This window comes from Pararhizobium sp. IMCC3301, from assembly GCF_030758315.1.
Lineage (GTDB): Bacteria > Pseudomonadota > Alphaproteobacteria > Rhizobiales.
Genome location: NZ_CP132336.1, coordinates 1,642,450 through 1,669,403, shown reverse-complemented (window position 1 = coordinate 1,669,403; position 26,954 = coordinate 1,642,450). Strand labels below are relative to the sequence as shown.

The 26,954-nt window shown below is 57.7% G+C and carries 24 protein-coding genes; 15 read left to right on the top strand and 9 right to left on the bottom strand.

The features are described 5' to 3' along the window. The first annotated feature begins 18 nt into the window (after positions 1-18). Complete coding sequence (locus RAL88_RS08055; protein ID WP_306268562.1) at positions 19-1,140, top strand: GntR family transcriptional regulator; 1,122 nt, start codon at positions 19-21, stop codon at positions 1,138-1,140. On the opposite strand, the gene RAL88_RS08050 is transcribed toward RAL88_RS08055, so the two are convergent. Genes RAL88_RS08050 through RAL88_RS08035 form a run of 4 tightly spaced genes read right to left on the bottom strand, consistent with a single transcriptional unit; the run spans position 1,115 to position 5,220 of the window. After that, positions 1,115-1,846 carry a proteasome-type protease gene (locus tag RAL88_RS08050; protein ID WP_306268560.1) on the bottom strand — a complete coding sequence of 244 codons (732 nt, stop codon included), beginning with the start codon at positions 1,844-1,846 and terminating at the stop codon, positions 1,115-1,117. The genes RAL88_RS08055 and RAL88_RS08050 overlap by 26 nt on opposite strands. Before the next feature lie 45 nt (positions 1,847-1,891). Further along, positions 1,892-2,698 (bottom strand): transglutaminase family protein, encoded by an 807-nt coding sequence (locus RAL88_RS08045; protein ID WP_306268559.1) that lies wholly within the window; start codon positions 2,696-2,698, stop codon positions 1,892-1,894. Positions 2,699-2,741: 43 nt separating this feature from the next. Beyond that, positions 2,742-3,683: an alpha-E domain-containing protein gene (locus RAL88_RS08040; RefSeq protein WP_306268558.1), complete on the bottom strand. Its 942-nt coding sequence runs from the start codon at positions 3,681-3,683 to the stop codon at positions 2,742-2,744. Positions 3,684-3,687: 4 nt separating this feature from the next. Then, on the bottom strand, positions 3,688-5,220 hold the full coding sequence (locus RAL88_RS08035; RefSeq protein WP_306268556.1) for a circularly permuted type 2 ATP-grasp protein: 1,533 nt from the start codon (positions 5,218-5,220) through the stop codon (positions 3,688-3,690). A 168-nt stretch (positions 5,221-5,388) separates the two neighbouring features. On the opposite strand from RAL88_RS08035, the gene RAL88_RS08030 reads away from it, so the two are divergent. The 10 genes from RAL88_RS08030 (at position 5,389) to cobM (ending at position 14,501) form a co-directional block, all read left to right on the top strand. Then, positions 5,389-5,841, top strand: coding sequence for a TerB family tellurite resistance protein (locus RAL88_RS08030; RefSeq protein WP_306268554.1), 453 nt, complete (start codon positions 5,389-5,391; stop codon positions 5,839-5,841). After that, on the top strand, positions 5,838-6,626 hold the full coding sequence (locus tag RAL88_RS08025) for a glutamine amidotransferase (protein ID WP_306268552.1): 789 nt from the start codon (positions 5,838-5,840) through the stop codon (positions 6,624-6,626). Before RAL88_RS08030 ends, RAL88_RS08025 begins: the two co-directional genes overlap by 4 nt. Before the next feature lie 325 nt (positions 6,627-6,951). After that, positions 6,952-7,242 carry a YggT family protein gene (locus tag RAL88_RS08020; RefSeq protein WP_306268550.1) on the top strand — a complete coding sequence of 97 codons (291 nt, stop codon included), beginning with the start codon at positions 6,952-6,954 and terminating at the stop codon, positions 7,240-7,242. A gap of 13 nt (positions 7,243-7,255) precedes the next feature. Further along, positions 7,256-7,852 carry a hypothetical protein gene (locus RAL88_RS08015; protein ID WP_306268549.1) on the top strand — a complete coding sequence of 199 codons (597 nt, stop codon included), beginning with the start codon at positions 7,256-7,258 and terminating at the stop codon, positions 7,850-7,852. A gap of 240 nt (positions 7,853-8,092) precedes the next feature. Then, positions 8,093-9,202: a sirohydrochlorin chelatase gene (locus tag RAL88_RS08010; protein ID WP_306268547.1), complete on the top strand. Its 1,110-nt coding sequence runs from the start codon at positions 8,093-8,095 to the stop codon at positions 9,200-9,202. Between the two features lie 99 nt (positions 9,203-9,301). Beyond that, on the top strand, positions 9,302-9,943 hold the full coding sequence (locus RAL88_RS08005; protein WP_306268545.1) for a precorrin-8X methylmutase: 642 nt from the start codon (positions 9,302-9,304) through the stop codon (positions 9,941-9,943). Then, positions 9,936-11,213 carry a precorrin-6y C5,15-methyltransferase (decarboxylating) subunit CbiE gene (cbiE, locus tag RAL88_RS08000; RefSeq protein WP_306268544.1) on the top strand — a complete coding sequence of 426 codons (1,278 nt, stop codon included), beginning with the start codon at positions 9,936-9,938 and terminating at the stop codon, positions 11,211-11,213. Before RAL88_RS08005 ends, cbiE begins: the two co-directional genes overlap by 8 nt. Continuing rightward, the gene (gene cobI, locus RAL88_RS07995; protein ID WP_306268542.1) at positions 11,210-11,920 is read left to right on the top strand and encodes a precorrin-2 C(20)-methyltransferase; all 711 of its coding nucleotides are present in this window, start codon (positions 11,210-11,212) and stop codon (positions 11,918-11,920) included. The genes cbiE and cobI overlap by 4 nt, the downstream gene beginning before the upstream one ends. Then, entirely contained in the window at positions 11,920-13,743 is a 1,824-nt protein-coding gene (gene cobJ, locus RAL88_RS07990; RefSeq protein ID WP_306268540.1) for a precorrin-3B C(17)-methyltransferase, read from the top strand. The genes cobI and cobJ overlap by 1 nt, the downstream gene beginning before the upstream one ends. Continuing rightward, the gene (gene cobM / locus RAL88_RS07985; protein WP_306268538.1) at positions 13,740-14,501 is read left to right on the top strand and encodes a precorrin-4 C(11)-methyltransferase; all 762 of its coding nucleotides are present in this window, start codon (positions 13,740-13,742) and stop codon (positions 14,499-14,501) included. The genes cobJ and cobM overlap by 4 nt, the downstream gene beginning before the upstream one ends. A 32-nt stretch (positions 14,502-14,533) precedes the next feature. On the opposite strand, the gene RAL88_RS07980 is transcribed toward cobM, so the two are convergent. After that, positions 14,534-15,835 (bottom strand): cobyrinate a,c-diamide synthase, encoded by a 1,302-nt coding sequence (locus RAL88_RS07980; protein WP_306268537.1) that lies wholly within the window; start codon positions 15,833-15,835, stop codon positions 14,534-14,536. Further along, positions 15,832-16,686, bottom strand: a complete 855-nt coding sequence (gene cobA / locus RAL88_RS07975; protein ID WP_306268535.1) for a uroporphyrinogen-III C-methyltransferase — start codon at positions 16,684-16,686, stop codon at positions 15,832-15,834. Before cobA ends, RAL88_RS07980 begins: the two co-directional genes overlap by 4 nt. Before the next feature lie 60 nt (positions 16,687-16,746). Here cobA and RAL88_RS07970 point away from each other — a divergent pair, with 60 nt between their 5' ends. Together RAL88_RS07970 and RAL88_RS07965 are read left to right on the top strand one after the other, a co-directional pair. Then, positions 16,747-17,919, top strand: a complete 1,173-nt coding sequence (locus RAL88_RS07970) for a cobalt-precorrin-5B (C(1))-methyltransferase (RefSeq protein WP_306268533.1) — start codon at positions 16,747-16,749, stop codon at positions 17,917-17,919. Beyond that, positions 17,891-18,676 (top strand): cobalt-precorrin-6A reductase, encoded by a 786-nt coding sequence (locus tag RAL88_RS07965; RefSeq protein WP_306268531.1) that lies wholly within the window; start codon positions 17,891-17,893, stop codon positions 18,674-18,676. Before RAL88_RS07970 ends, RAL88_RS07965 begins: the two co-directional genes overlap by 29 nt. Here RAL88_RS07965 and RAL88_RS07960 read toward each other — a convergent pair. Then, on the bottom strand, positions 18,666-19,850 hold the full coding sequence (locus RAL88_RS07960) for a benzoate/H(+) symporter BenE family transporter (protein ID WP_306268529.1): 1,185 nt from the start codon (positions 19,848-19,850) through the stop codon (positions 18,666-18,668). The two genes, RAL88_RS07965 and RAL88_RS07960, sit on opposite strands and share 11 nt — an antisense overlap. 188 nt (positions 19,851-20,038) lie before the next feature. On the opposite strand from RAL88_RS07960, the gene pyc reads away from it, so the two are divergent. Beyond that, positions 20,039-23,503 carry a pyruvate carboxylase gene (gene pyc, locus RAL88_RS07955; RefSeq protein ID WP_306268527.1) on the top strand — a complete coding sequence of 1,155 codons (3,465 nt, stop codon included), beginning with the start codon at positions 20,039-20,041 and terminating at the stop codon, positions 23,501-23,503. A gap of 201 nt (positions 23,504-23,704) precedes the next feature. On the opposite strand, the gene RAL88_RS07950 is transcribed toward pyc, so the two are convergent. Both RAL88_RS07950 and RAL88_RS07945 read right to left on the bottom strand, forming a co-directional pair. After that, positions 23,705-24,757: a patatin-like phospholipase family protein gene (locus tag RAL88_RS07950; protein WP_306268525.1), complete on the bottom strand. Its 1,053-nt coding sequence runs from the start codon at positions 24,755-24,757 to the stop codon at positions 23,705-23,707. A 2-nt stretch (positions 24,758-24,759) separates the two neighbouring features. Next, positions 24,760-25,542, bottom strand: a complete 783-nt coding sequence (locus tag RAL88_RS07945) for a 3-hydroxybutyrate dehydrogenase (RefSeq protein ID WP_306268524.1) — start codon at positions 25,540-25,542, stop codon at positions 24,760-24,762. A 175-nt stretch (positions 25,543-25,717) separates the two neighbouring features. On the opposite strand from RAL88_RS07945, the gene ispG reads away from it, so the two are divergent. Continuing rightward, a complete protein-coding gene (ispG, locus tag RAL88_RS07940) occupies positions 25,718-26,953 on the top strand; it encodes a flavodoxin-dependent (E)-4-hydroxy-3-methylbut-2-enyl-diphosphate synthase (protein WP_306268523.1) in 1,236 nt (411 codons plus the stop codon). Position 26,954 lies beyond the last annotated feature (1 nt).

The following is a 26,954-nucleotide window of genomic DNA, read 5'->3' as shown; positions in this document are numbered from 1 at the left end:
AGAGAAAGAAGTGTCAATATGCAGTCCACAATTTCCAAGAACCTGTTGAACTCGCTGGAAGATTTGATTGAACGATCTGATCACGGCACACGCCTGCCAACTGTCAGGGAACTGATGCGCCAATATGGCGTGGGTCAGTCAACGGTGCAGGATGTGTTTTCGCTGCTCAAGGAAAAGGGTCAGATCTCGGCCCAGGTCGGGCGCGGTTCATATGTGGTGAAAGACGGCTCCGGCAAGGTGCCAGGCATATATGGCAGCCTCAATAATTCTGCATCTGACAGTTCAAGGAACATATTGATTCTTTCGAACTCAAGCATGAATGAAAGATGCGCGCGGGTGCAAAACGCGATCATGGCGCAAGTCAAAGCAAAACATGGTCATGTGATGCAGATCTCCTATCATGACACGGATCATCTGCTCGACATCCTCAAGTCGATTCCATCGTTTGACGGCGCCATTCTGCAATCTCATTACGAAGTCATTCCGGTGCGGCTCTTGGCGATGCTGCAAGCAAAGACCCGCGCTTTGGTCGTCGACGGACACACGGTTTCCGGTGTCGATGTGGATCGTATGGGCATCGACTGGGAAGAGGCTTTGTCACTGTCGCTGGATCATCTGGTTGATGCTGGCCGTCGGCGCATTGCACTGGTCTCGCTTGACAGTTCATCACAGCCGATCCTGAGCGTGCGTCGGTTTTTTCAACGGCAGCGAAACTGGGGCTCCGTACAAATCGAAACTGAACTGGTGACCCTCAAAGGCCTTCAGCATCCGACCCAGAACGTCAGCAGTGCGCTGCACAGTGCGCTTGATGATCTGACAGATGACACGGGCAGGCTGAAGGTCGAAGCGCTGATCTGCGTGGGAATTTCCGATGGCATGGGCATTGCGGAAGTTCTTCGTGAACGTGCGCTCATGCAGACCAATGAACTTGATGTCGTTGTGCTTGGCCATGTCGATGTGCCGACAGAGCATCTGGATCAATTCACAATTGCCGGCGGGCGCTATTCAGATGGCGCTGAAGCCCTTGTTGAAATCATCGAAAACAGGCTGGCAAAACCCGGTCTTGCGCCGCAGATCGTGTATCTGGATTGCGAAATCAACGTCAAATCAGCTGCTAAAACTCAAAGTCCGGCAGGCTGACAAACGCCTCGCGAAGGGCATCGCTCCAATTGTCGGAAATTGCCTTGTAATGCGGGTTCGTTTCGGTGATGCGGATCTGATGACCAATGACAAAGGAATCGGTTTCATACGTCATGACATCCAGTGGCAAACCAACCGAGAGATTCGATTTGATGGTGCTGTCATAGGATACCAGCAGCAGCTTGATGACCTCTTCAAAACCCATATCAGGATCATAGGCGCGCACCAGGATCGGCTTGCCGTATTTGGTTTCACCGATCTGAAAGAATGGTGTGTCCTCGCTGGCTTCGACAAAATTGCCTTCCGGATAGACCATAAAAATCCTTGGAGGCATGCCCTTGATCTGGCCGCCGACAATCAAGGTTGCATTGAAGGAGCTGTCGCTCTTCTGTCCGACATTGGCATTGGCCAGAATCGTATCTTTCAAGACCTCGCCGACAATGCCCGCAATCTGAAACATCGATGGCGCTTCGAGGACCGACGGATTGCGGTCTTCGGGCGCCTTGCGGCGTTCATCGAGCAGACTGATGACGGCCTGTGTGGTTGCCAGATTGCCCGCTGTCAGCAAGGTGATCACACGATCGCCGGGAACTTCCCAAGTGTGCATCTTCTTGAATGATGCAATATTATCGAGGCCCGCATTCGTGCGGGTATCTGACATAAAGACCAGGCCCCTATTCAGTTTCATACCGACGCAATAAGTCATTGCACTGACATTCTTTCATTGGCAGGAGAATCAAGGAGAGGAACTCTACTGTTCTACCCGAATGGAGACAACCAGAGTTTCATCAAGTTCACTCCCCAGGGGGCCGAAACGCACACCCTTTATGGGGGCGACTTCCTGGTAATCAAGACCGGTTGCAACACGCACATAACGTTCATCCGGTGAGATACCATTGGACACATCAAAGCCGACCCAGCCCAGATCGGGCAGATGGGCTTCGGCCCAGGCGTGGCTTGCGGTCTGGTCTGTCTGGCCGTCCATCATCAGATAGCCGCTGACGTAGCGGGCCGGTATACCGCTCAGCCGGCAGACCGAAATGAAGATATGCGTGTGGTCCTGACAGACGCCGGTCCTCAGTTTCATCGCCTGTTCGGCGGTGGTCGCAGAATGGGTTGTTTCGGTGACATATTCCACATTGTCGAGAATGGCCGCGGACAGCGCGTGCATCCCTGTAATGGTATTTTCCGGTCTGGAATCCTGCGCAAGTTTGCGGATCTGCGGTCCTGCCAAGGTGAGATCGGTGCTGCGCTCAAACATCCACAGCGGTGAGAAGCCGCCGTGGACACCGATAATGCCGGACGTATCGGAGGTTTCTACCTGTCCGGTGGAGCGAACTTCAACCCGGCTCACATCGGGCTCGATTTCCACCAGTTGGACGTGATTATTGTTCTGATCTTCATAAGACAGTTGCACCGCGCCGCCGCTGATCTGGGTGTCCCAGCTTTTGACGGTCTGGCCACCACGGGATTTAGGCGTCACCCGCAATTGCTGGAGCGCATAGGAAACCGGATCGCTGTACAGATATTCTGTCACATGAGAAATGGTAAGGAGCATGGCCTTCTAACTGCTGGTTGGCATCAGTGCCCGAAATCAGGCATCAACTGTTGAAACGATAGGCCTCGTCGATCAGATGACCGAGGCGGTTATTGTCGCGAATAAAATCCTGAATAAACTGGTGCAGGCCCTGATCGAAAATCTCCTGCACGTGCTTGCCTTTCAAACGTTCGCGAATGGCTTCGGCGTGGTCATGGCAGGGATGACGGGCACCGTAGTCAGATACCAGATAGCCCAGATTGGAGACAATCTTGTTGTAGCAGAATGCCAGGGACCGGGGCATGCGGGAATTCAGAATCATGAAATCCGCAATGGTCGCGGCATGGTAATCATCAGCATAAGCCCAGCGATACGAGCGGTGAGCCGAGACGGATCGCAGGATCGACTCCCACTGCACATTGTCCAACGACGAGCCGACATAGGCCAGTGATGGCAGCAGCACATAATATTTTACATCAAGAATGCGGGCGGTTGCGTCGGCGCGCTCCACAAAGGTGCCGAGCCGGCAGAAATTATACATGTCATTGCGCAGCATGGTGCCGTGCAGAGCGCCGCGCATGCGGGCACTTTGCTGGCGGATCGATTCCAGCAGTGCAGGCAGTTCACGGTCCCTGATTGCAGGCTTCAGTGTTGCATCCAGTTCCATCCACGCCTCGTTGACGGATTCCCAGACTTCCCGGGTCAGAGCGGTGCGCACTGTTCGGGCATTGTTGCGGGCACTTTCCAGCACAGAAATCACACTGGCGGGATTGGTCTTGTCGCGGAGCAGAAAATCGATCACTGAACTGCCCGACACTTTGTCATGTTTCAGATCATAACTGGCCTGGGCACCGGCGGTTGCCAGCACGGAAATCCATTCCTCTTCATTGCCTGACGACCGGGTCAATGCGATGCGCAGCCCGGTGTCGAGCAGCCGCGCGGTGTTTTCCGTGCGTTCAATATTGCGGAACAGCCAGAACAGGCCGTTTGCGGTTTTCCCCAGCATAGCTCTATTCCTGCAGCACCCAGGTATCCTTGGTGCCGCCTCCCTGACTTGAATTGACTACCAGGGACCCCGGTTTCAGCGCCACCCGGGTGAGGCCGCCGGGGATGATGTCGATCTTGTCCTTGGAGACCAGAACAAAGGGCCGCAAATCCACGTGGCGCGGTGCAAGACCCTTCTTGGTCAGGATCGGCACAGTGGACAGGGACAGAGTGGGCTGGGCGATATAATTCGAAGGTTTGGCACGCAATTTGGCTTCAAATAATGACAGTTCCTTGCGGCTGGCGGCGGGGCCGACAAGCATGCCATAGCCGCCGGACCCGTGAACCTCTTTGACCACCAGTTCCGGCAGATGTTCCAGAACATATTGCAGCGAGTCCGGTTCCGAGCAGCGCCATGTCGGCACATTCTTCAAAATGGCCGTTTCGCCGGTGTAGAACTCCACAATATCCGGCATGTAGGAATAGATCGCCTTGTCATCGGCCACGCCGGTTCCCGGCGCATTGGCAATCGTAACATTGCCGGCGCGATAGACATCCATGATACCGGGCACGCCGAGCATGGAATCGGGTCGGAATGTCAGCGGATCCAGATAGGAATCATCGATCCTGCGGTAAATGACATCAAGCGCCTTGTAGCCGGTGGTGGTGCGCATCTTGATTTTGCCGTCCATCACCCGCAGGTCATGCCCCTCTACCAGCTCGACTCCCATCTGGTCGGCCAGGAATGAATGTTCGAAATAGGCGGAATTGAATATGCCGGGTGTCAGCACGCCAACGGTCGGACGGTCGTCACAGCCCGGCGGGGCAACGCTGGCCAGACTGCGCCGCAGAAGCCGGGGATAATCGCTGACACTGCGTACCCGGTTGCGTGAAAACAGCTCCGGAAACATCTGCATCATGGTTTCCCGGTTTTCCAGCATGTAGGAAACGCCGGAGGGCGTTCGGGCATTATCCTCGAGCACATAAAACTCGTTGTCTCCGGTGCGCACAATGTCGGTCCCGACAATATGGGTATAGACATTGCCGGGCGGCGACATGCCGATCATGCTTGGCTCAAATGCATCATTGCGGGCAATCAGATGGGTGGGAACCCGGCCGGCTTTGAGAATTTCCTGACGATGATAGATATCATGCAGGAATGCATTGATGGCACGGACCCGCTGATCAATGCCGCGCGCTAGCCGGTTCCATTCCTGGGCCGATATGATGCGGGGAATAATATCAAACGGGATCAACCGTTCTGCGGCAGCATCGTCACCATAGACGTTGAAAGTGATGCCGGTCCGGCGGAACATGGTTTCCGCCTCGGTGGCCTTTGCATTGAGACGTTTGAGATCTTCATCACAAAACCAGGCGTTGAATGTTTCGTAAGGGGGGCGGCATGTATCGCCTGTCTGATCCGGATTTATAGCGTCGCTGTTCTGAATTTGGCCCTGACCTTGGCTTTGGCCCTGACTTTGCCCCTGTCTCTGTGCTCCAGCGCCGGCTTGACGGTGACCGAACATCTCGTCAAAGATCGTTTTTTCAGTGTTGTTCATGCTGTCAGCTTAAAGATCGTTTCGGTTAATGCAAGCGTGCATGGTGCACCGCATCACGCTGACGCAGCTTCAACTACGGGCTGTCAGAGGACGGATTTTTCCGTTTCGGTCGATATTTGTCGGCCGCAGGTGCTTGATGATAGCGGCAATGCGCCGTATGTATTTTTCATGTTTGACACCCTGAAAACCTTCCTGAACTCGCTCACCGGTGACGATGAGCAGCATTATTCCCAGACCGACCCGCGTCTGGCCGCGGCGGCTCTGCTGGTCCACACGATTTCGATCGATGGCGTTATCGCCGAAGAGGAGAAAACCGTGCTGCGCACAGTGCTCCAGAGCAAATATGCGCTGAGTGCGGAAGAAACCGACGAGTTGATCGAGGAAGCCGGGGCCGCAGACAAGGAAGCTGTCGATCTGTATGGCTTTACCAGCGTTCTGAAGCGCAGCCTCGACGAAGAAGAACGGCTCGATATCCTGGCAATGATCTGGGATCTTGTCTATGCCGACGGTGTCGTCCACGAGTTTGAGGACAATCTGGTGTGGCGGATCGCTGAACTGATGGGCATATCGTCGCGGGACCGGATGATTTTGAAAAAACGCGCCGGAAAGCTTGCCGAATGAACTCCGCGGCCGGGACCGAATCAGGCCGCAATCCGAATCATGGGCCGGGCGATAGTGCGGGCAGCATTGTCATAGTCCTGCATCAGGCCGGCTCCAGCGCGGGCCGTGTCGGACAATGGCTGGTGCGCCATGGTTACCGGCTGGATATCCGCAAACCGCCGCTCGGCGATCCTCTGCCCAAAGACCTGTCCGGATATGCGGGCGCCGTGGTGTTTGGTGGCCCGATGAGCGCCAATGATGACGAGCCTTATGTGCATCGGGAAATTGACTGGTGCGGCCATTGCCTGCAACAGGGCGTGCCGTTTCTGGGCATTTGTCTTGGTGCCCAGATGCTGGTGCGGGCGCTCGGCGGTATGGTGAATTCTCACCCAAAATGCCACGCTGAGATTGGCTATTACCCGCTATATGCCACCGAACAGGGCAATGCCCTGCTGCCGGGCTGGCCGGCAATGATCTATCAGTGGCACCGCGAGGGGTTCACCCTGCCCAACGGAGCGCAAATGCTTGCGACCGGCGATTTGTTCACTGAACAGGCGTTCAGTGTCGGGCCGTCCGCCTTCGGGGTGCAGTTTCATACCGAACTGACCGAGGTGATGATGCGGCGCTGGCTGGTGCGCGGACGGGAAAGGCTGGGACTGCCCAGCGCTCAACAAAGGCAGGCCCATATCGAAGGCCGGATGATGTATGACGCGCCGATCCGTGACTGGCTGGACCGGTTTTTAAAAGTGTGGTTAGCCAGCGATCAACGCCGGATGATGGATCTGAACGAGCGGAAAACTGCCTGAAGCGGCATGCCGGTCGGGTCTTGCAAATTGCAATTTTCAGCCAAAGTGCCTTGCAATTTGCACGATCTGTAAAATTAATTAATCGTAAATATTTCAATATCTTGATGGGATTCTTCCGGGACTGGCCATATGTGGAAATTCTCTCACTTGGCCGGACAATTGCACCTGAACCAGCAGGTTGGTATCAAGTATTGCGTTCCAACCAAATAATGACCGCGCCTGCACGCCGTATGCGTTGCAGGCGCGTTTCTTTGTGTTTTGCGCTTGCGGGCTCGCAATTCGGGCGCTACATCCCCAGTGATCCAACCAGTCAACGGGCAGAACAATGCGGGCTATTCTTGATGTAATCCTAGTGGTGCTTCAACTCTACGTATGGATTCTGATCATATCAGCCGTGTTCTCATGGCTGTTTGCGTTTAACGTGATCAACGGCAGAAACCAGTTTGTCGCCACCATCGGCAATGCCTTGCATCAGTTGACCGAGCCGGTGCTGTCGCGGGTGCGGCGGTTTGTTCCAACCTTCGGAACCATCGATGTTTCGCCGATTATCGTCATCCTGATTATCTTTCTGCTGCAGAACGTCATCAGATATTACATCTATCCGAACGTATTTTAGCGGCAAGAGCGGCGTGCCGGCCCTGACAGCGCAAGGCGGTGTTCGGCTGAAACGCCTGCTGCAAGGTTGCGCTGTATGGCTTTGTCTCGGTGCCGCCCCTGTGTATGGCCAGGATGCCATTATCTCCAGCTATATCCCGGATGAGGATTGTGTGGTCGCCACGGAGAGCGATGCACTGATCGAGTTTCGCTGCCCTGGGGTCTTCGGCGTCGATGTCTGGTTTTCCATCGGTGACGCGCGCTGGACCGTGTCATTTCATAAAGACCGCCCCACCGGTCTGGTGCTCAATCAGGGTTTCAACAGGGCGTATCATCCTGATCTGGAGGTGGAGTGGCGGTTTGACGGCAATCGCCCTATGGCCGCCCTGCAGCGCTGGCGGTTCTATGACGAAGATGGCGCGTTGGATGAGGGAGCCTGGGTTATCACCAGAATCGCCGGTGACGAAGTGTGTCACATGGGCTTTGTCGATGTTGTTGCCAATGACGAGCCTCTGGCCCTGGCGCGGCGGTTTGCAGATGCCAATGCCAAATCCTATTCCTGCGCGGATGATCCGCAATGGATCGGTAATCCAAGCGCGATTCCGGGTCATACTCACCGCAGTTTGCGCTGACCCGCCGCAGTTTTCGCCGAAAAGTCGCGCCTGCGGGCTGTGTCCGTCGCAACTGTAATTGACGCGCGGCGTGGTGAAGGCTACTCAACAGCCATATGAAATGTGTCCCGGCAGGGGCTGAAAGCGATCGTCGGTGCGGTTGACCCAATTGCGGAACCAAAACCGGCCATTTCAACACGGTGATGACCCTTCAACGGATCTCGCCATCCTGCCATGACACCTGATGGACAAGGCGGGAATATGAGCAAAGCAAGCCCAGACAAATTCGGTGTAATGGTGTGCGGACATGGCAGCCGCAACCGCAATGCGGTTGGCCAGTTTTCCGTGCTGGCCGAACGGCTGCGGCCGCATTTCCCTGACTGGCCGGTTGAGTATGGCTATCTGGAATTTGCCAATCCGATCATCGGTGATGGTCTGGACAGACTGCGCGATCAGGGCTGCAACCGCATTCTGGCGGTGCCCGGCATGCTGTTTGCCGCAGGCCATGCCAAGAATGATATTCCCTCGGTTCTGAATACCTATCAGGCGCAGCATCCGGGTGTCAGAATTGAGTATGGCAGAGAATTGGGGATCGATCCCAAAATGCTGAAAGCAGCTGGCGAGCGCATTCAGCAGTGTATCGACGGTGCTGCCGGCAGTGCGGAAAATCATGAAACCCTGCTGCTGGTGGTGGGACGCGGGGCGTCTGACCCTGATGCAAACGCAAATATCGCTAAAATCATGCGGCTGTTATGGGAAGGCTTCGGCTTCGGCTGGGGTGAAGTGGCTTATTCCGGTGTGACATTTCCGCTGGTTGAACCGGCGCTGGGGAATATCTCGAAAATGGGTTTCAAACGCGTCATCGTGTTTCCCTATTTCCTGTTCACCGGCGTTCTGGTGCGGCGGATTTACGATGGTGTCGACGCTGTCGCGGCAAGCCAGCCGGAGACGGAATTTCTGAAGGCCGGATTCTTGAACGATCATCCCCTGGTGATCGAGACTTTTGCTGAGCGTGTGCGCGAAATCATCGGCGGTGAAAATCTGATGAATTGTCAGATGTGCAAATACCGCACGCAGGTGCTGGGCTTTGAAAATCAGGTGGGGCTGGCGCAGGAAAGCCATCATCATCATGTCGAGGGCAAGAATGAACCCTGCAATCTATGTGATGCCAATGGCGAGTGCACCGGTGCCTGCGAACAGGAAATCCGGGCGCATATGGCAGATCATCACGCACATGACCATAGCCATGAGACTGGACACGGGCATGCCCACGATCATGCTCATGACCACGCCCATAATGGCGGACACAGCCATCACCCCTATCCTCATGCTGATCATCCCATGGGGCCGAAAACCCTGCTGGAGGACTAGAACAAATTTTATCAATGTCGAGCTTTCTGATCCGGATTCCCCGAGGGCGGGCAGACCCGGACAAATCGTTCAATGCAAACAGGAAACGGCCCAGGCGTCATGACCAGCTATCAGTATATCAGGGACCCGGCTGAGATTTACCGGCGGTCCTTTGAAATCATCGCCGGGGAAGTTGATTTTGCAGCTTTGCCTGTGGCTCTGCATCCTGTTGCGCGGCGGCTGATTCACACTGGCGGGATGGTGGATGTACTGGATGATCTGGTTTTTTCCCAAGGTGCTGCCGAGGCCGGAACAGCGGCGCTTGCGGCGGGTGCGCCGATTATCTGCGATGTCACCATGGTGGTGGCCGGCATTACCAAGCGGCTGCTGCCGGCCGCCAATGCGGTGCTGTGCGCCCTGGATGACACCAGAACCAATGTCATAGCTGCCAATCAACTGACCACCCGTTCCGCCGCTGCAATGGAGGTTCTGGCTGACAGATTTGATGGTGCCATCATTGCAATCGGCAATGCACCGACAGCTTTGTTCCGCGTGCTCGAGCTTGTCGCTGGCGGCGCGCCGAAACCTGCTATGGTGCTGGGCTTTCCGGTTGGCTTTGTCGGTGCCGTGGAATCAAAACTGGCGCTTTGCGGCAACTTGCTGGATCTGCCGTATATTGCCCTGAATGGCCGCAGGGGCGGATCGGCCTATGCCGCCGCTGCAGTGAATGCGCTGGCCCTGGGGGAGAAAACACATGGCTGAGCGAGGACCGGCTGAGCGAGGACTGGCTGATCCGTGGTTGTCTGTCATCGGCATGGGCGCTGACGGGCCGGACAGCCTGTCAGCAAAAGCAAAACAGAAACTCGATGAAGCCGAAATTCTGGTGTCTTCTCCGCGCCTGTTCGCGATGATTGCGCAGGATGATCGGCCGCGCATCACCTGGCAAAGCCCGTTTGCGGACACATTGAAGGCAATTGCAGCACAGCGCCCCCGAAAAGTCGCGGTGATTGCCACCGGTGACCCGCTTTGCTACGGCGTCGGCAACTGGCTGCTGGCCAGATTTTCGCTGGAGGAAATGGTGATTATTCCCGGCGTTTCCGCCTTTGCGCTGGCCTGTGCCCGCATGGGCTGGCCGCAACACAAGGTGACGCTGCACACGCTGCATGGCCGCGATGATACAAGCATTCGCAGCATATTTGCGCCGCAGCGGAAAATCATTGTCCTGTCGGAAGATGCCACGACACCGGGAACCGTCTGCGCTCATTTGGTGGAACTGGGTTACGAGGGCTCAAAAGTCAGTGTTCTGACGCATCTCGACGGCCAGCGGGAAAACCGGTTTGATGTGATCGCCAGCGATGGTGCAGAATTTTTCGATACCGAGTTTGAAGCCAATGAGGATTTCAACCTCAACACCCTGGCCATAGACTGTATTGCCAGCAGCAGTGCAAAAGTGGTTTCCCGCGCGCCCGGCCTGCCGGATGAGCTGTTTTCGCAATTCAGAAAAATGACCAAGCGGGAATTGCGGGCGCTGGCAATTTCAAGGCTGGCGCCGCTGCCCGATGACATCATGTGGGATGTTGGTGCAGGCTCGGCTTCCGTCGCCGTTGAATTTTTGCGGCTTGCACCGGGAGGCGCAGCCTATACATTCGATATTGATGCTGAAGCGCAGGCGCATCAGCGGGAAAATGCCAATCGCTTCGGGCTTTCCGGCCTTCATGCAGGATATCAGAGCGAAATGCCGCTGCAGCTTGGCGGTCTTGATTGTCCTCGCCCCAATGCAATTTTCATGGGCGGCGGCATCAGCCGCGACAAAATCGATGCAGCGCTGCAATTTCTGTTACCCGGAGGCCGGTTTGTCTGTCATGCAGTGACGATCGAATCGGAAGCTGATCTGTTTGCAGCGCAACGCCAGCATGGTGGCAGCCTATCCCGGATCAGCGTTGCCAGATTGCAATCGCTTGGCTCCGTGCACGGGTTCAAACCGGCTATGACCATTACCCAATGGGCGTGGCAGAAGGAAGATGAAGCATGAGTGGAACATTGTATGGCGTTGGCGTCGGGCCGGGTGACCCGGAACTGATGACCCTGAAGGCGGCCCGCCTGATCGGCAGTGCCGGGCTGATCGCCTATCCCGCACCTGAAAGCGGCGAAAGCTTTGCCCGGACAATTGCCGCAGCACACTTCATGCAGGGGGTCGATGAACTTGCCATTGAAGTGCCGATGCTGCCGGACAGTTTTCCCCATGAGATATATCAGGGCGCGGCCGCTAATATTGCCCGGCATCTGAAGGCCGGGAAAGATGTCGTGGTGCTGTGTGAAGGGGATCCGTTCTTCTATGGCTCCTTCATGTATCTGTATGATCTTCTGGCCGCCGATTTTTCCTGTGTGGTGGTTCCCGGCGTATCGTCGCTGACCGCCTGTGCGGCGGCTGCAGGACGCCCGCTTGCCGGCCGGAACAGCGTGTTGACGGTGATTCCCGGACCGCTGGATGATGCGGCCATCGCGGCGCAACTGCGGGCTTGCGATGCGGCGTCGATCATCAAGGTGGGGCGTCATTTCGGCCGCTTGCGCAAGCTGATTGAGGCAGAGGGGCTGACGCAGGCGGCAATCTATGTCGAGCGCGCCACGCTGGAACAGCAGCGCGTGTTGCCGCTGGCTGACGTGCCGGAAAATCGCGCGCCGTATTTCTCGATGATTCTGATTGATAAGGGCAGCCGTCCCGGGCCGGGGGCCGACTGATGAGCGATGGAGCGGTCATTGTGGTTCTGACGCAAGCGGGGCTGCCGCTCGCGCAATCGCTTGCGGGCCTTCTGCAGGCCGAGATTCACGGGGCTGCCGCTCGCCTGCAGGGCGTGACAGGTATTGCTGTGCTGTTTGACGACGCGCTGCCGCATATTGGCGGGCTTTTCAATTCCGGCAGACCGATTATCGGTGTCTGCGCCTCCGGGATCCTGATCCGCGCCGTCGCGCCTCATCTGTCTGACAAGCACCGGGAACCGCCAGTGCTTGCGATCAGCGACGACGGGCAGAGTATCGTACCGTTGCTGGGCGGGCATCATGGCGGCAATGCCATGGCGCGGGAGATTGCCAAATATCTGTCCGGTCATGCGGCGATTACCACGGCTGGAGATGTGCAATATGGAGTTGCTCTGGACGAGCCGCCAACGGGCTGGACGCTGGCTAACAGGGATGATGCCAAACCCTTCATGGCGGCTCTGCTGAATGGCGGTAAAATCAGGATTATCGGCGAATCGCCGTTTCCCGACGGCGATCTGCCGCTGGCGGAAGACGGCGATCTGGTTCTGGAAAGTACGTTGCAAACCCAGGCCGGAGCGAGTGATCATTTGGTGTATCACCCAAAGCGTCTCGTCATGGGCCTCGGGGCCATCCGCAATGCCGACCCCGACCGGCTGATCGAACTGGCCGAACAAAGCCTTGCCGAAGCGCATCTCAGCGGTATGGCCGTATCCTGCGTGTGTTCCCATGTGGTGAAGGCCGATGAAGCGGCGATCCATGCTGTCGCCGCGCATTTTGGCGTGCCAGCGCGGTTTCTGGACGCCGAAACACTGGAGGCGGAAACGCCGCGCCTCAAAAACCCGTCGGAAATCGTCTTTGCCGAAGTCGGCTGTCATGGCGTTGCTGAAGCGGCGGCGCTGGCCGCTGCCGGGGCGCAGGGCGAGTTGCTGGTCGAGAAAAGAAAATCGGATCAGGGCACTTGCGCCATAAGCGCAGCAGCGGAGATCGTCGACCCAGACCGGATTGGCCGCGCCCGTGGCCGCCTCGCCGTGGTGGGAACGGGGCCTGGGCAGAGCGACTGGCAGACCCCAGAAGCGACACGGCTGGTGGCGGAGGCCGATCATCTGGTCGGCTATACGCTGTATCTTGATCTGCTCGGCTCACAGGCCTGCGGGAAGATACGGCATGATTTTCCGCTGGGTGCAGAAGAAGACCGGGTGCGGCACGCGCTGTTGCTGGCGGGGCAGGGCCATTCAGTTGCATTGGTCTGCTCGGGTGATCCGGGGATTTACGCCATGGCGACGCTGGTCTGGGAGTGTCTGGATCAGACGGATGTGCCCGATGGCGCAAGGCGGGCAGAGATCATCACAACGCCCGGCATTTCGGCGCTGCAGGCCGCTTCCGCCCGCATAGGCGCGGTTCTGGGGCATGATTTCTGCACGATTTCCCTGTCTGATCTTCTGACGCCATGGCAGGCTATTCAGGCCCGTGTCGAGGCCGCTGCAGAAGCGGATTTCGTCATTGCATTCTACAATCCGGTCTCCAGACGCCGCCGCACCCAGCTGGCCTGGGCCAGAGACAGGCTGCTGCAACATCGTCCGGCGGATACGCCTGTTGTGCTGGGATCAAATCTTGGCCGCGCCGAAGAACATTTGCGGGTGGTCGATCTGCAGGATCTGGATGTCGATGATGTTGATATGCTGACTGTTGTGCTGGTTGGCTCCAGCGCGACACGCAAACTGTCATTTGATGGCGGAACACGGGTATACACGCCGCGCGGATATGCCAGAAAACGCGCGCAAGATAATCAGGAAGCAGCAGAATGACCGTTCATTTTATCGGGGCAGGCCCCGGCGATCCGGAACTCATTACGGTGCGCGGCCTGCGCCTCATCAAATCCTGTTCGCTTTGTCTTTATGCCGGATCGCTGGTGCCTCAGGCAGTGGTCGCCGAAGCGCCGGGCAGGGTGGTGGACACAGCCTCCATGACCCTCAATCAGATCATGGAAGAAATTACCAGCGCACATGGGCGCGGCGAGGATGTGGCGCGTGTGCATTCCGGCGATCCGTCGCTTTATGGTGCCATCGCCGAGCAGGTGCGGCGACTGCAGGCGGCTGATATTGCCTATGAAATCACCCCCGGTGTGCCGGCCTATGCGGCGGCGGCTGCAAAACTCGGCCGTGAACTGACAGTGCCCGAAATCAATCAGACGGTGATTCTGACGCGCACTGCAATGAAATCCTCAACGATGCCTCCTGGTGAGGATCTGGAGGTTCTGGGCCGCTCCGGAGCGACGCTGGTAATTCATCTGTCAGTGCGCAATCTGCGCGATATCGAACGCAAGCTGATCCCGCTTTACGGCGCGGATTGTCCGGTCATCATTGCCTATCGGGTGGGCTGGCCGGATGAGGCGTTTCTGCACGGCACTTTGAGCGATATTCGCGAACAGGCCCGGCAGGCGAAAATCACCCGCACCGCCCTGATTTTTGTTGGCCGTGCCCTCGCCGAACAGGGCGGGTTTCGCGACAGCGCACTTTATGACGGTGCCCACGCCCATATTCTGCGGCCCAAACGCAGCGCCTGAACTGAACCGGGACCACAATTCAACAGGACTGCTCAGATCAGGTGGATGAAGGAACCCATCACATTGCCACGGCGCTGGCCCGTGTTGCCGAAGGCATTGCCGGCAGCATCTTCCACCTCGAACAGGGGGTCGGCATCGCCGCTGCGGATGGTTGTTGCATAGTGGAATTCATGGCCGCGCAAGGGTGAGGCGAAGGGCGCGGGTTGAAGCGGTGTCAGTTTGCGGTAGCCCAGATGCAGCCGGCGTTCGGCGAAACTGGTTTGCAGCGGCAGCAGGCCAAGCATTTTGTGGCAGTATTTTTGATCGCAGATCAGCCAGTCGCCCAAAACCATGTAGCCGCCGCATTCGCCGTAAATGAGGGCGTTTGCAGCAGCGGCATTTTCCAGCCCTGCGCGGAAATTGTCGGCGTGGGCAAGGTGTCCGGCATGAAGTTCAGGATAGCCGCCGGGCAGAAACACAGCGTCGGCATCGGCAGCCGGTGCTTCGTCCTTTAAAGGTGAAAAGAAACTCAGGCTGGCGCCGGCATTCTGCCAGCCTGCCAGTTGGTGCGGATAGCAAAACGCAAAGGCTTCGTCGCGGGCAATGGCCATCGACTGGCCAAGCGGTTGCATTGCCGGCGGCATGGCCTGATCGGATTGCACGGGTGCGGCAGCACTGACAAGGCCGTGCAGATCAATATGGCGCGTGACGTGTTCTGCCGCCTGGTTCAGAAAGCTGTCGAGGGCGGCATGTTCTTGCGCCTGTACCAGACCGAGATGACGCGCCGGGAGCGCCAGTTGCGCGCTGGATCTGACATGGCCGAACACCGCCAGTCCGATTTCATCAAAACCACTTTTCAAAATATCAAAATGGCGTGGTGAGCTGACGCGATTGAGAATGACACCGGCGAGCCGCGTCGTGCTGCGGAAACCGGCAAAGCCGCTGGCAAGCGCTGCAACTGACTGGCCGACGCCGCGGCAATCGATAATCAGCACCACCGGCAGGCCGAGACTGCCGGCAATATCAGCCGTCGACGCCTCGCCGTTTGCTGCGCCGTCAAACAGACCCATGGCGCCTTCAACCAGCAGCAGATCAGCGTTGCGGGCAGCAATTGCGGCCCAATGCTGCAAATCCGGCGCCGTCATGGCAAATCCGTCGAGATTATAGCTGGGATGGCCACAGGCGGCTTCGTGAAAACGCGGGTCGATATAATCCGGACCGCTCTTTGCACCGGCGACATCCAGACCCTGATTTTTCAGGGCGCGCAGCAGCGCCAGAGTGATCAGGGTTTTGCCGCAACCGGAGCCGGGTGCGGACAGAACCAGACCACGCGGGGCCTTTTGCCCGGCCATCATCCGGCCTGGCTTTGACTGCGGCTGTTGAGTGGGTCTTTTTCCAGAATGCGCCCCTGTAGCGCCCCCAGCCAGTCCAGCGCGGCGCGCAAGCGAACCACCTCGCCCAGAACCACCATGGCAGGCGGCTCCATCTGCTGCGCTTCAGCGTCACGGACCGCCTCGCCCAGTGTGGTTTCCAGAACGCTTTGATGCGGCAGTGAGGCGTTACAGATAATTGCCATCGGTTCGCCTGGCTTGCGGCCCGCTTTGATGAGATTTTGGGTAATGGACCCCAGATGCTTCATCGCCATATACATTACAATCACCGGAGCGCCTTTGGCGACGCCGTTCCAGTCGATTGCAGCGGGTGTCAGGCCGGTCTGATCATGACCTGTCAAAAAGGTTACCGCCTGGTTAATGTCCCGGTGGGTCACCGGAATACCCGCATAGGCCAGACCGCCAATGCCTGCCGAGATACCGGGAATAATGCGAAACGGTACACTGGCTTCCACCAGCGCCAGGGCTTCTTCGCCGCCGCGGCCAAACACGAATGGATCGCCGCCCTTGAGGCGGCAGACGCGTTTGTCCTCACGGGCCAGTTCAATCAGACGCAGCGAAATATCACGTTGGCTGGGTGAGGGTTTGCCGCCGCGCTTGCCGGCATACTCCTTGATCGCGGAAGGCTTCGCATGGTCCAGAACCTGCTCGCCGACAAGGGCGTCATAAATGATGACATCGGCCTGTTGCAGGGCGTTCAGGGCGTGCAGCGTTAATAAGCCCGGGTCGCCGGGACCGGCACCCACAAGCCAGACCCAGCCAGGCTCGAAACGCGGCAGATTGAAGAGGGGAGTCGGATCAGATTCTCGGTTCATGGGTGTAAATTAGAGGAAAGCGAGACTGTTTGAAACCATGAAACGGTCTATAGATGAAGCATGAATGCTCGCAAGCCCACAGACCGGAATTTGCGCAGGGGCTGGACAACAGGTGCCTGTGCCACTGCTGCCACCAAAGCGGCGCTGACTGCGTTGTTCTCGGGCGGGTTTCCCGATCCGGTTGAAATCACCCTGCCGAAAGGCGAAAAGCCTTCATTTGCCTTGTGCCGTGAGCAGCTCGGCACGGATTATGCCATGGCCAGCATCATCAAGGATGCCGGTGATGATCCGGATGTCACCCATGGGGCGGAGATCATCGTGACACTGCGCCGTGGCGTGCCAGGCTGCGGCATCGTGTTCAGCGCCGGTCCTGGCGTTGGCATGGTGACACGGGCCGGTCTGCCGGTTCCACCGGGCGAGCCGGCGATCAATCCGGTGCCACGCAAGCTGATGCGTGAAGTGGTTGAAACCCTGTGCGACCAGTTTGCCCAGCGGCACGATATAATCATCGAAATTTCAGTAAAGGGAGGCGCAGAACTGGCATTGAAAACCTGGAATCCGCGCCTCGGCATTGTTGGTGGACTTTCCATTCTGGGCACGACCGGCATTGTCCACCCGTTTTCCTGCGCGGCGTGGATACACTCCATTCACCGCGGGGTGGATGTGGCGCGGGCTGCCGGACTTAGCCATATTGCGGGCTCCACCGGCTCGACTTCTGAAGCGGCGGTTCAGGCGCTTTACGATTTGCCGGATATCGGCCTGTTGGATATGGGCGATTTTGCCGGAGGGGTGCTGAAATATGTCCGCAGCCACCCGGTGCCGCGTCTCACCATTGCCGGAGGTTTCGCTAAATTGGTGAAACTGGCACAGGGCGCGCTGGATTTGCATTCCGGCCGCTCGCAGGTCGATTTCGACTGGTTGGCGCTGCGAATCGAGGCTCTGGGCGGGTCTCCCGGCCTTGTGGAAAAATCCCGGATTGCCAACACGGCTGCGGAAGTGCTTTCATTAGCCGTTGAGGAAGCGGGCACCATGGCTGATGCACTAACGCTGGACGTGGCTCGACAGGCGGAACAGACGGGCCGTGCGGCTCTGGAAAAGGGCGGTGCCGGCAGCGGAGTTGTGCTGGACATACTGATTGTGGGGCGCGATGGCCGGATACTGGCCAACACCGCTGATGATCAAGGGGCGATAGGAATTGGCAATCTTGGAAACGGAGCCAGTACGGATAATTGAGGGCGATGCGCCATCTGCAATGGCGCATTCGGTTTTGTTGTTGGGCGGCACAACCGAGGCTTTTCGTCTGGCACAGCTGTTTGCCAGCGAACCGGAACTCGACATCATCAGCTCGCTGGCAGGCCGGACCAGTTCACCGCGCCGCCCGGCCGGGCGGCTGCGCATTGGCGGCTTTGGCGGCGTTGAAGGGCTGACGCAATTCATTGCCAGCCAGAAGATTGAAGCGGTGATCGATGCAACGCACCCGTTTGCCGCGACCATCACCGATCATGCGGTCAGTGCCGCAAAGCAACTGGGTGTGCCGTATTTGCTGCTGGGCCGTTCGCCCTGGGAAAAGACCGAGCAGGATCACTGGCTGGAAGTGTCCGATATTGCTTCGGCAGTGGAGCAGGTGCCACGCCGAGCCCGCGTGCTTCTGGCGGTCGGCCGCCAGGAAGCGCCGGCCTTCGCCAGACGCATGGATTGCTGGTTTTTGAGCCGGATGATGGAAGAACCGGACCCCCCGATACCGCCCGGCAAGGTCATTCTGGAACGCCCGCGCGACACTGCCGATGATGAATGTGCGCTGATGTCGGATCACCGCATCAATTGCGTGGTGGCGAAAAATTCCGGCGGCCCCGGCTACGCTAAGATTGAAGCTGCGAGCTGGATGGGCCTGCCGGTGGTGATGGTGCAGCAACCGGCCAGGCCCGAGGCAAAATGTGTATCGATCGTTGGCGACGCCGCTGTCTGGTTGCGGCGCTTGTTCAGCCTTTGACAGCAGGTGTGCGTCGCTGCAGAGCCAGCACCGCAATCCCGGCCAGCAATCCCCAAAACGCGCCCGAAATTCCCAACAGGCTGATGCCGGAAGCGGTTGTCAGGAACGTCACCGCGGCAGCCTGTCGGGTTTCGCCTTGCTGGAAGGCGGCAAGGGCAGAGGCGCTGAAAGCACCGATCAGCGCCAGCCCGGCAACGGCCTCGATCAGAATGCCGGGGGCCAGACTGATAAAGGATGTCGCCACACCTGCCAGCAGCCCGAAGAAGATATAGACCGCGCCTGCAGTAATCGCTGACCAGTAGCGCCGCGCCGGGTCGGGATGGGCATCTTCGCTGGCGCACATTGCAGCGGTGATCGCCGCCAGATTGACCGCGTGGCCGCCAAACGGCGCGGACAGGAACGAAAATACGCCGCTGACCGCAAACAGCGGGCCGGGCTGCGGTTTGTAACCATGAACGCTGAGAACCGCAGCGCCGGGGATATTCTGGCTTGCCATGGTGACGATGAACAGCGGGATGGCAATGCCGATCAGGGCGGACAGTTTGAAGTTCGGCCAGATGAAAATCCAGGCCGGCACCAGCGCTTCGCCGAGTTCTGAACGCATATTGTCCGGCAGATCGACGGCAAACAGCAGCACGACAAAGAACGCTGCCAGGGCTGCCGGCACAGCGAGAAAGCGGTGAATCCGACCTCCGATCAGCCAGGCGATCAGGATCGGCAGGCCGAGAAGCGGATCAAATGCCACGGCCTTGAAGGGCGCAAAACAAAGCCCGATCAGAATGCCCGCGAGCATGGCATTCGCCAACGGTGCCGGAATAGCCTGAACGGCGCGGCCAAGCGGTTTCCAGATGCCGGCAAAAGCCAGCAGAACACCGGCGATGAGAAAGGCACCGACGGCCGTGGCAAAGCCGCCTTCCGGTACTGCAGCTGTCGCCAGCAAAGCTGCGCCCGGCGTCGACCAGGCGGCGCTGACCGGCATTTTGGTCCAGACGCTGAGGATAATTCCACAAATCCCCATGGAGATGGAAAGTGCCATGAGACCGGATGCGGCCTGCTGCTGGGTGGCACCGACAGCGTTCAAGCCTTGCAGGATGACAGCGAAGGAACTGGCGAATCCGACAAAGGCGACCAGCCAGCCCATGAAGAAGGCTTGCAGGGAGAAATCTTTCAACATGGTGGGATGCGACCTTGGATGCTGATAGCAGAGCCCTGTTTCTAGGCGACCTGACAGCCGTGCACAACATGGCGGAGAGAGGAATTAACACAGCCAGCGGCAAAGGAAGCTTTGCGAATTTGTGCGCTGCACGGTAAAAGAGCTCAGACGTTCTTCCAAACGGTTTTCAATCAGGACTTTCGACATCTATGGCCATTTCCAAAATTCTTGTCGCCAACCGCTCTGAAATTGCAATCCGGGTGTTTCGCGCCGCCAATGAGCTGGGTTTGAAAACCGTTGCCGTGTTTGCCGAAGAGGACAAGCTGGCGCTGCACCGTTTCAAATCCGATGAAGCCTACCAGATTGGCAAGGGACCCCATCTGGAGACCCAGATGGGGCCGATTGAGGCGTATCTTTCCATCGAGGAAATTTTGCGTGTGGCGAAGGAATCCGGCGCCGATGCAATTCATCCCGGCTATGGGTTCTTGTCCGAAAGCCCCGAATTTGTCGATGCCTGCAGTGCTGCCGGTGTGACCTTCATCGGGCCGACTGCGGACACAATGCGCTCGCTTGGCAACAAGGTTTCGGCGCGCAATCTTGCGGTTGAGGCCGGTGTGCCGGTTGTACCTGCCACAGAGCCGCTGCCCGATGATATGGATGCAGTGCACCGGCTTGCCGAAGAAGTCGGTTATCCTGTGATGCTGAAAGCCTCGTGGGGCGGCGGTGGCCGTGGCATGCGCTCGATCCGCTCGGCTGATGATTTGTCGCGTGAAGTGCTGGAAGGCAAGCGCGAGGCGCGGGCGGCCTTTGGCAAGGATGAGGTCTATCTGGAAAAACTGGTTGAGCGCGCGCGTCATGTAGAGGTTCAGTTGCTCGGCGATTCTCATGGCAATCTGGTGCATCTTTTTGAGCGCGACTGCTCGGTTCAGCGCCGCAATCAGAAGGTCGTGGAGCGAGCTCCCGCGCCCTATCTGTCGCAGAAACAAAGAGACGAATTGTGCGACTATGCCCTGAAAATCGGTCATGCAGCGTCGTATTGCGGTGCCGGAACCGTCGAATTTCTGATGGATGTGGACAGCGATAAATTCTACTTTATCGAAGTCAATCCACGGGTGCAGGTGGAACACACGGTTACAGAAGAAGTCACCGGAGTCGATATCGTCAAAGCGCAGATTCACATTGCTGAAGGGGCGATCATCGGCGAGGCGGCGTCCGGCGTTCCGGCGCAGGCGGATATGCGCCTCAACGGCCATGCGGTACAATGCCGCATCACCACGGAAGATCCGGAGCAGAATTTCATTCCCGATTATGGCCGCATCACCGCCTATCGCGGTGCGACCGGGTTCGGAATCCGGCTGGATGGTGGAACCGCCTATTCAGGCGCTGTGATCACCAGGTTCTACGATCCGCTGCTGGAAAAAGTCACTGCATGGGCGCCGACCGCGCTGGAGGCGATCCAGCGCATGCACCGGGCGTTGCGGGAATTCCGGATTCGCGGCGTGGCGACCAATCTGCTGTTTCTGGAAAACATCATTTCGCATCCCGACTTTCAGGAAAACCGCTATACGACACGGTTCATCGATACAACGCCAGAGCTGTTCAACACCTCGTCGCGCAAGGACCGGGCGACAAAGCTGCTGACCTACATTGCCGATGTCACGGTAAACGGCCATCCGGAAGCCAAGAACCGCCGCCGGCCCGACCCGGAGGCAGCAAAACCGGTGGTGCCGCGCTTTGAAGGCAGTCCGCGGCCAGGCACGAAACAGCGGCTTGATATGGACGGGCCGGAACAATTTGCCAAATGGATGCGGGCGGAAACACGTGCGTTGGTAACAGACACGACCATGCGTGACGGGCATCAGAGCCTTCTGGCGACACGGATGCGAACCTTTGACATGGTCAATGTGGCTGATGCCTATGCCACGGCCCTGCCCAATCTGCTGTCACTTGAATGCTGGGGTGGCGCAACCTTTGATGTGGCGATGCGGTTTCTTCAGGAAGATCCCTGGGAGCGACTTGCGAAAATTCGTGAGCGTGTGCCGAACCTGCTGCTGCAAATGCTGCTGCGCGGGTCGAACGGGGTCGGATACACCAATTACCCTGACAATGTAGTGCAGGATTTCGTCGCCAAGGCGGCATCGGGCGGGATTGATCTGTTTCGGGTATTTGACTGCCTCAACTGGGTTGAAAATATGCGCGTCTCAATGGACGCAGTGTGCGAAGCAAATAAACTGTGCGAAGGCGTGATTTGCTATACCGGCGATATTCTGGACCCGGACCGGGCCAAATACAGCCTCAAATACTATGTCAATCTGGCCAGGGAACTGGAAGCCGCCGGGGCCCATATTATAGGCCTGAAAGATATGGCAGGGCTGCTGAAACCGAATGCCGCCCGCGTCCTGATCAAGGCGCTGCGCGAGGAAACCGAGCTGCCGGTGCACTTCCACACCCATGATACGTCCGGCATTTCTGCGGCCTCAGTGCTGGCGGCCGTTGAAACCGGCGTTGATGCGGTGGATGCCGCCATGGACGCCTTCTCCGGCCTGACCTCGCAGCCTTGCCTTGGCTCTATCGTCGAGGCGCTGAAAGGATCGGAGCGCGATACCGGGCTTGATCCGAAGGCAATTCGCCGGATTTCATTCTACTGGGAGGCCGTGCGCAACAAATATGCCGCCTTTGAACCGGATTTGAAAGCCGGTGCGTCAGAAGTCTATCTGCACGAAATGCCGGGCGGCCAGTTTACCAATCTGAAAGAACAGGCGCGCTCGCTGGGACTGGAAAGCCGCTGGCATGAAGTGGCTCAGACCTATGCGGATGTAAACCAGATGTTCGGCGATATCGTAAAGGTCACGCCGTCCTCCAAAGTGGTTGGAGACATGGCGCTGATGATGGTGTCTTCAGGACTGTCGGTGGCCGATGTCGAAGACCCGGACAAGGATATCGCCTTCCCTGAGTCAGTTGTTCAACTCATGCATGGGGACCTCGGTCAACCGCCCAATGGCTGGCCAAAAGCGCTGCAGAAAAAGGTTCTGAAAGGGGAAAAGCCGATTGAAGTCGTGCCCGGTTCGCTGCTGCCGCCAACGGATATGCAGAAGGAACGCGAAACCATCGAGGCGGCGATTGAGCGTCCGGTCAGCGAGTACGAACTGGCTTCCTATCTGATGTATCCGAAAGTCTTTACCGATTATGCCAGAGCGCAGGCGGTGTACGGTCCGGTCAGCGTGTTGCCGACGCCGGTCTATTTCTATGGACTTGAAGCAGGTGACGAAATTCTGATCACGCTGGAAAAGGGAAAAACCCTTGTAGTGCGCTGTCAGGCGATCGGCGATGCGGATGAAAAAGGCATGGTGCGGGTATTTTTCGAGTTGAACGGGCAACCGCGTATCATCAAGGTGCCCGACCGCAACCGCGCTGATGCGGTAGTGGCGCGGCAGAAGGCGGATGCCGGCAATGCGTCTCATGTGGCTGCTCCGATGCCGGGTGTCATCTCGCAGATCAATGTCAAGGCCGGGCAAGATGTCACCGCAGGCGATGTGCTGCTGTCGATTGAAGCGATGAAAATGGAAACCGCGATTCATGCCGAGAGCGATGGTCAGGTGGCCGAGGTTCTGGTCAAGGCTGGCGACCAGATCGACGCCAAAGATTTGCTGGTGGTGCTGGAAGCTGGCTCGTAGCAGCCTTGCGGGAAGCGGCCACTGGGTCCTCGGGACGAGCCCAAGGACGACGGCATTTGCGGGCATGCGGCTGCTGGTTTGAAGATCAGCGCGGCTTTTCCGGATGATATGAATTCTTGAAACCGTCGTCCTCGGGCTTGTCCCGAGGATCCAGATCTGGCGCGGCGAAGGCTGGAAATGCTGGCGCTTCCGTGGACCGGTTCAGAACCCGGTCAGTTCGCCGCGCATGGTGTAGGCAATTTCCTCATTCAGCCGCAGGGTGGATGTCTTGCCGACATGCTGTTCGTTTTCATCGCACCATTCATGGGCGGCGTCGCGGCCCATATCCCGCAGATAGGTGAGGAATTTCCATTCCGCATTGACCTTGGAAGAAGCGGATAAGGGAGAGTCATCGTCCTCCAGCGCTATTCTGTGCATCCTTATGTCGGAATATTCATCCGGGGACAAAACGCCTTCTTTCAGCTTGCGCGAGACAAATTCGATGGCCCGCAATTCACGCAGCAGCGATGCATTGAAGGTGATTTCATTGACCCGGTTGAGGATTTCCCGCGCGGTTTTGGGGGTCTCACGGCGTTCAATCGGATTGATCTGAACCAGCAGAATATCATCGCTCAAGGTTTTTCTAAAAAACGGAAACAGCACCGGATTGCCCATATAGCCGCCATCCCAATAGGGAATGCCGTCAATTTCAACCGCCTGAAACATATAGGGCAGACAGGCCGAGGCCATCACGCTGTCGGCTGTAATCTCGGGAGTTTCAAAAACCCGCACCTTGCCGTTGAACACATTGGTGGCACCCAGAAACAAATTCATACCCTTGCAGCGTCGAACCCGTTCGAAATCGACAAGATCTTCCAAAATCTCGCGCAGGGGATTGAGATTGAGGGGATTGTAATCATAGGGCGAATAAAACCGGCTGATGATATCGCTCATCACATAGCCTGGCGACTTGTCCATCGACCAACTGCCGAACAGCATACCCAGAAGCGTGCGCTGGATTGGGGAAAAGCTTGAAGCCTTGCTGACCGAGCGCCAGAAATGCTCCAGATGCTGGCGAGCCCCGTCGATGCCGCCTTCCTCAAAGCCGTCAGCCAGCACCACCGCATTCATGGCCCCGGCGCTGGTGCCGGAAACGCCCTCAATGTTCAGCGTGCCGCGCTCCAGCAGCGCATCGAGGACACCCCAGGTGAAGGCGCCGTGAGACCCGCCGCCCTGAAGCGCCAGATTGATCGGCTTTCCGGTTGGATTTGGCATGATTACAGCGCCGTCCATCCGCCATCGACCGAAAGCGGCGTGCCGGTGATTTGAGTTGCTGCCTCGCTGCACAGAAAGGCAACAATATCCCCGATCTGCTCGACGGTTGCGAATTCCCTGGTGGGCTGGCGATCCAGCATGACCTCGCGAATGACGGTTTCTCGGTCCATGTTGTGGGCCTTCATCTGATCGGGTATCTGCGCTTCAACAAGCGGTGTCATGACGTAGCCCGGACAGACGGCATTGCAGGTGATATTCTGTTCCGCCAGTTCCAGCGCGACCGATTTGGTGAAGCCGACAAGACCGTGCTTTGCCGCCACATAGGCTGATTTAAAGGGAGAGGCGGTCAGGCCGTGCGCTGATGAAATATTGATGATGCGGCCCCAGCCAAATGCCTTCATGCCCGGAACTGCTGTTCTGGTGGTGTGAAACGCCGATGACAGGTTGATCGCCATAATGGCATCCCATTTTTCGGGCGGGAAGTCTTCAACCGGCGCGACAAACTGAATGCCGGCATTGTTGACAAGAATGGAGATAGGCCCGAGCTTTTCGGTCGCTCCTTCAACCAGAGCCACACAGGCGTCCGCATCCGACATGTCGGCGCTGAAATAGGCTGCCTTCACTTTATGGTCCTGCGCCAGTTTGTCGGCAATGGCATAGTCGTCCTCCCGATCCGTGAAAGAATTGATCACCACATTCACGCCCGCCTTTGCAAGCTGGGTGGCAATGCCAAGGCCAATTCCGGATGTGGAACCGGTGATGACTGCGTTTTTGCCCTGCAACATGAGATGTTCCTCTATTTCTGGAAAGTGAGCGACGTCAGGAATTGGGTGTGATTTCGCTGGTTGGACCCTATATAAGGATCGCACATTTTATTTTGCAATGCACAATTGACTTATTTGGCTGGTCTGGCTTTTTTCTGCCGGATAGCCAAAGCGTTGCCAGAAACGGATTTTCTGAATGGAATATCTTTCCAAACCCCTGTCACGGCGCGAAAGTGTCGGCGTCCGTGTTGGCGGTGTCATCGTTGGCGGTGGTGCGCCGATAGTCGTGCAGTCAATGACCAATACGGATACCGCCGATATTGACGCAACGGTGCAGCAGGTCGCAGCGCTGGCGCGCGCCGGGTCTGAGCTGGTGCGCATTACGGTCGACAGGGACGAGGCGGCGGCGGCGGTCCCGCACATTCGTGAACGGCTTGATGTGCTGGGTCTCGATGTCCCTCTGATCGGGGATTTTCACTATATCGGACACACTTTGCTGGCCGATCATCCGGCATGTGCCGAGGCACTGGCAAAATACCGCATCAATCCGGGAAATGTCGGCTTCGGCAACAAGAAGGACCGGCAATTCGGCCAGATCATCGAGACCGCAATCAAACGCAACAAGCCGGTGCGCATCGGCGTTAACTGGGGCTCGCTGGATCAGGGACTGCTGACCCGGCTGATGGATGAAAATGCGAAGTCCGACAGGCCGCTATCTGCTTCGCAGGTGATGTATGAGGCCATCATCCAGTCGGGATTGATTTCCGGCAAACTGGCAGAGGATATCGGCCTGCCGAGAGACAAGATCATCCTCTCGGCGAAGGTCAGTCAGGTACAGGATCTGATTGCGGTTTACACAAGGCTGGCGGATCGCTGCGACTACGCCCTGCATCTTGGCCTGACGGAAGCCGGCATGGGCTCAAAGGGCATCGTCGCTTCATCGGCTGCTCTCGGCATTCTGCTGCAACAGGGCATCGGAGATACGATCCGCATTTCCCTGACCCCGCCTCCCGGCGGCGACCGTACCCGCGAAGTACAGGTGGCACAGGAACTTCTGCAGACTATGGGATTCCGTTCATTCGTGCCGATTGTCGCGGCCTGTCCGGGCTGCGGGCGGACCACGTCGACCGTGTTTCAGGTACTGGCTGAGCGCATCCAGAGTGATCTTCGCAACAACATGCCGGTGTGGCGCGACAAATATCCCGGTGTCGAGGCTTTGCAGGTGGCGGTGATGGGCTGCATCGTCAACGGACCTGGCGAGAGCAAACACGCCGATATCGGAATTTCCCTGCCTGGCACCGGAGAAAGCCCGGCTGCGCCGGTGTTCATCGACGGCAAAAAAGCCGCTACACTGCGCGGTTCGTCGATTGCGGATGAGTTTCAGATCATGGTCGCTGACTATATCGAAAAGCGGTTTGGCGCCAGCAGCTGAA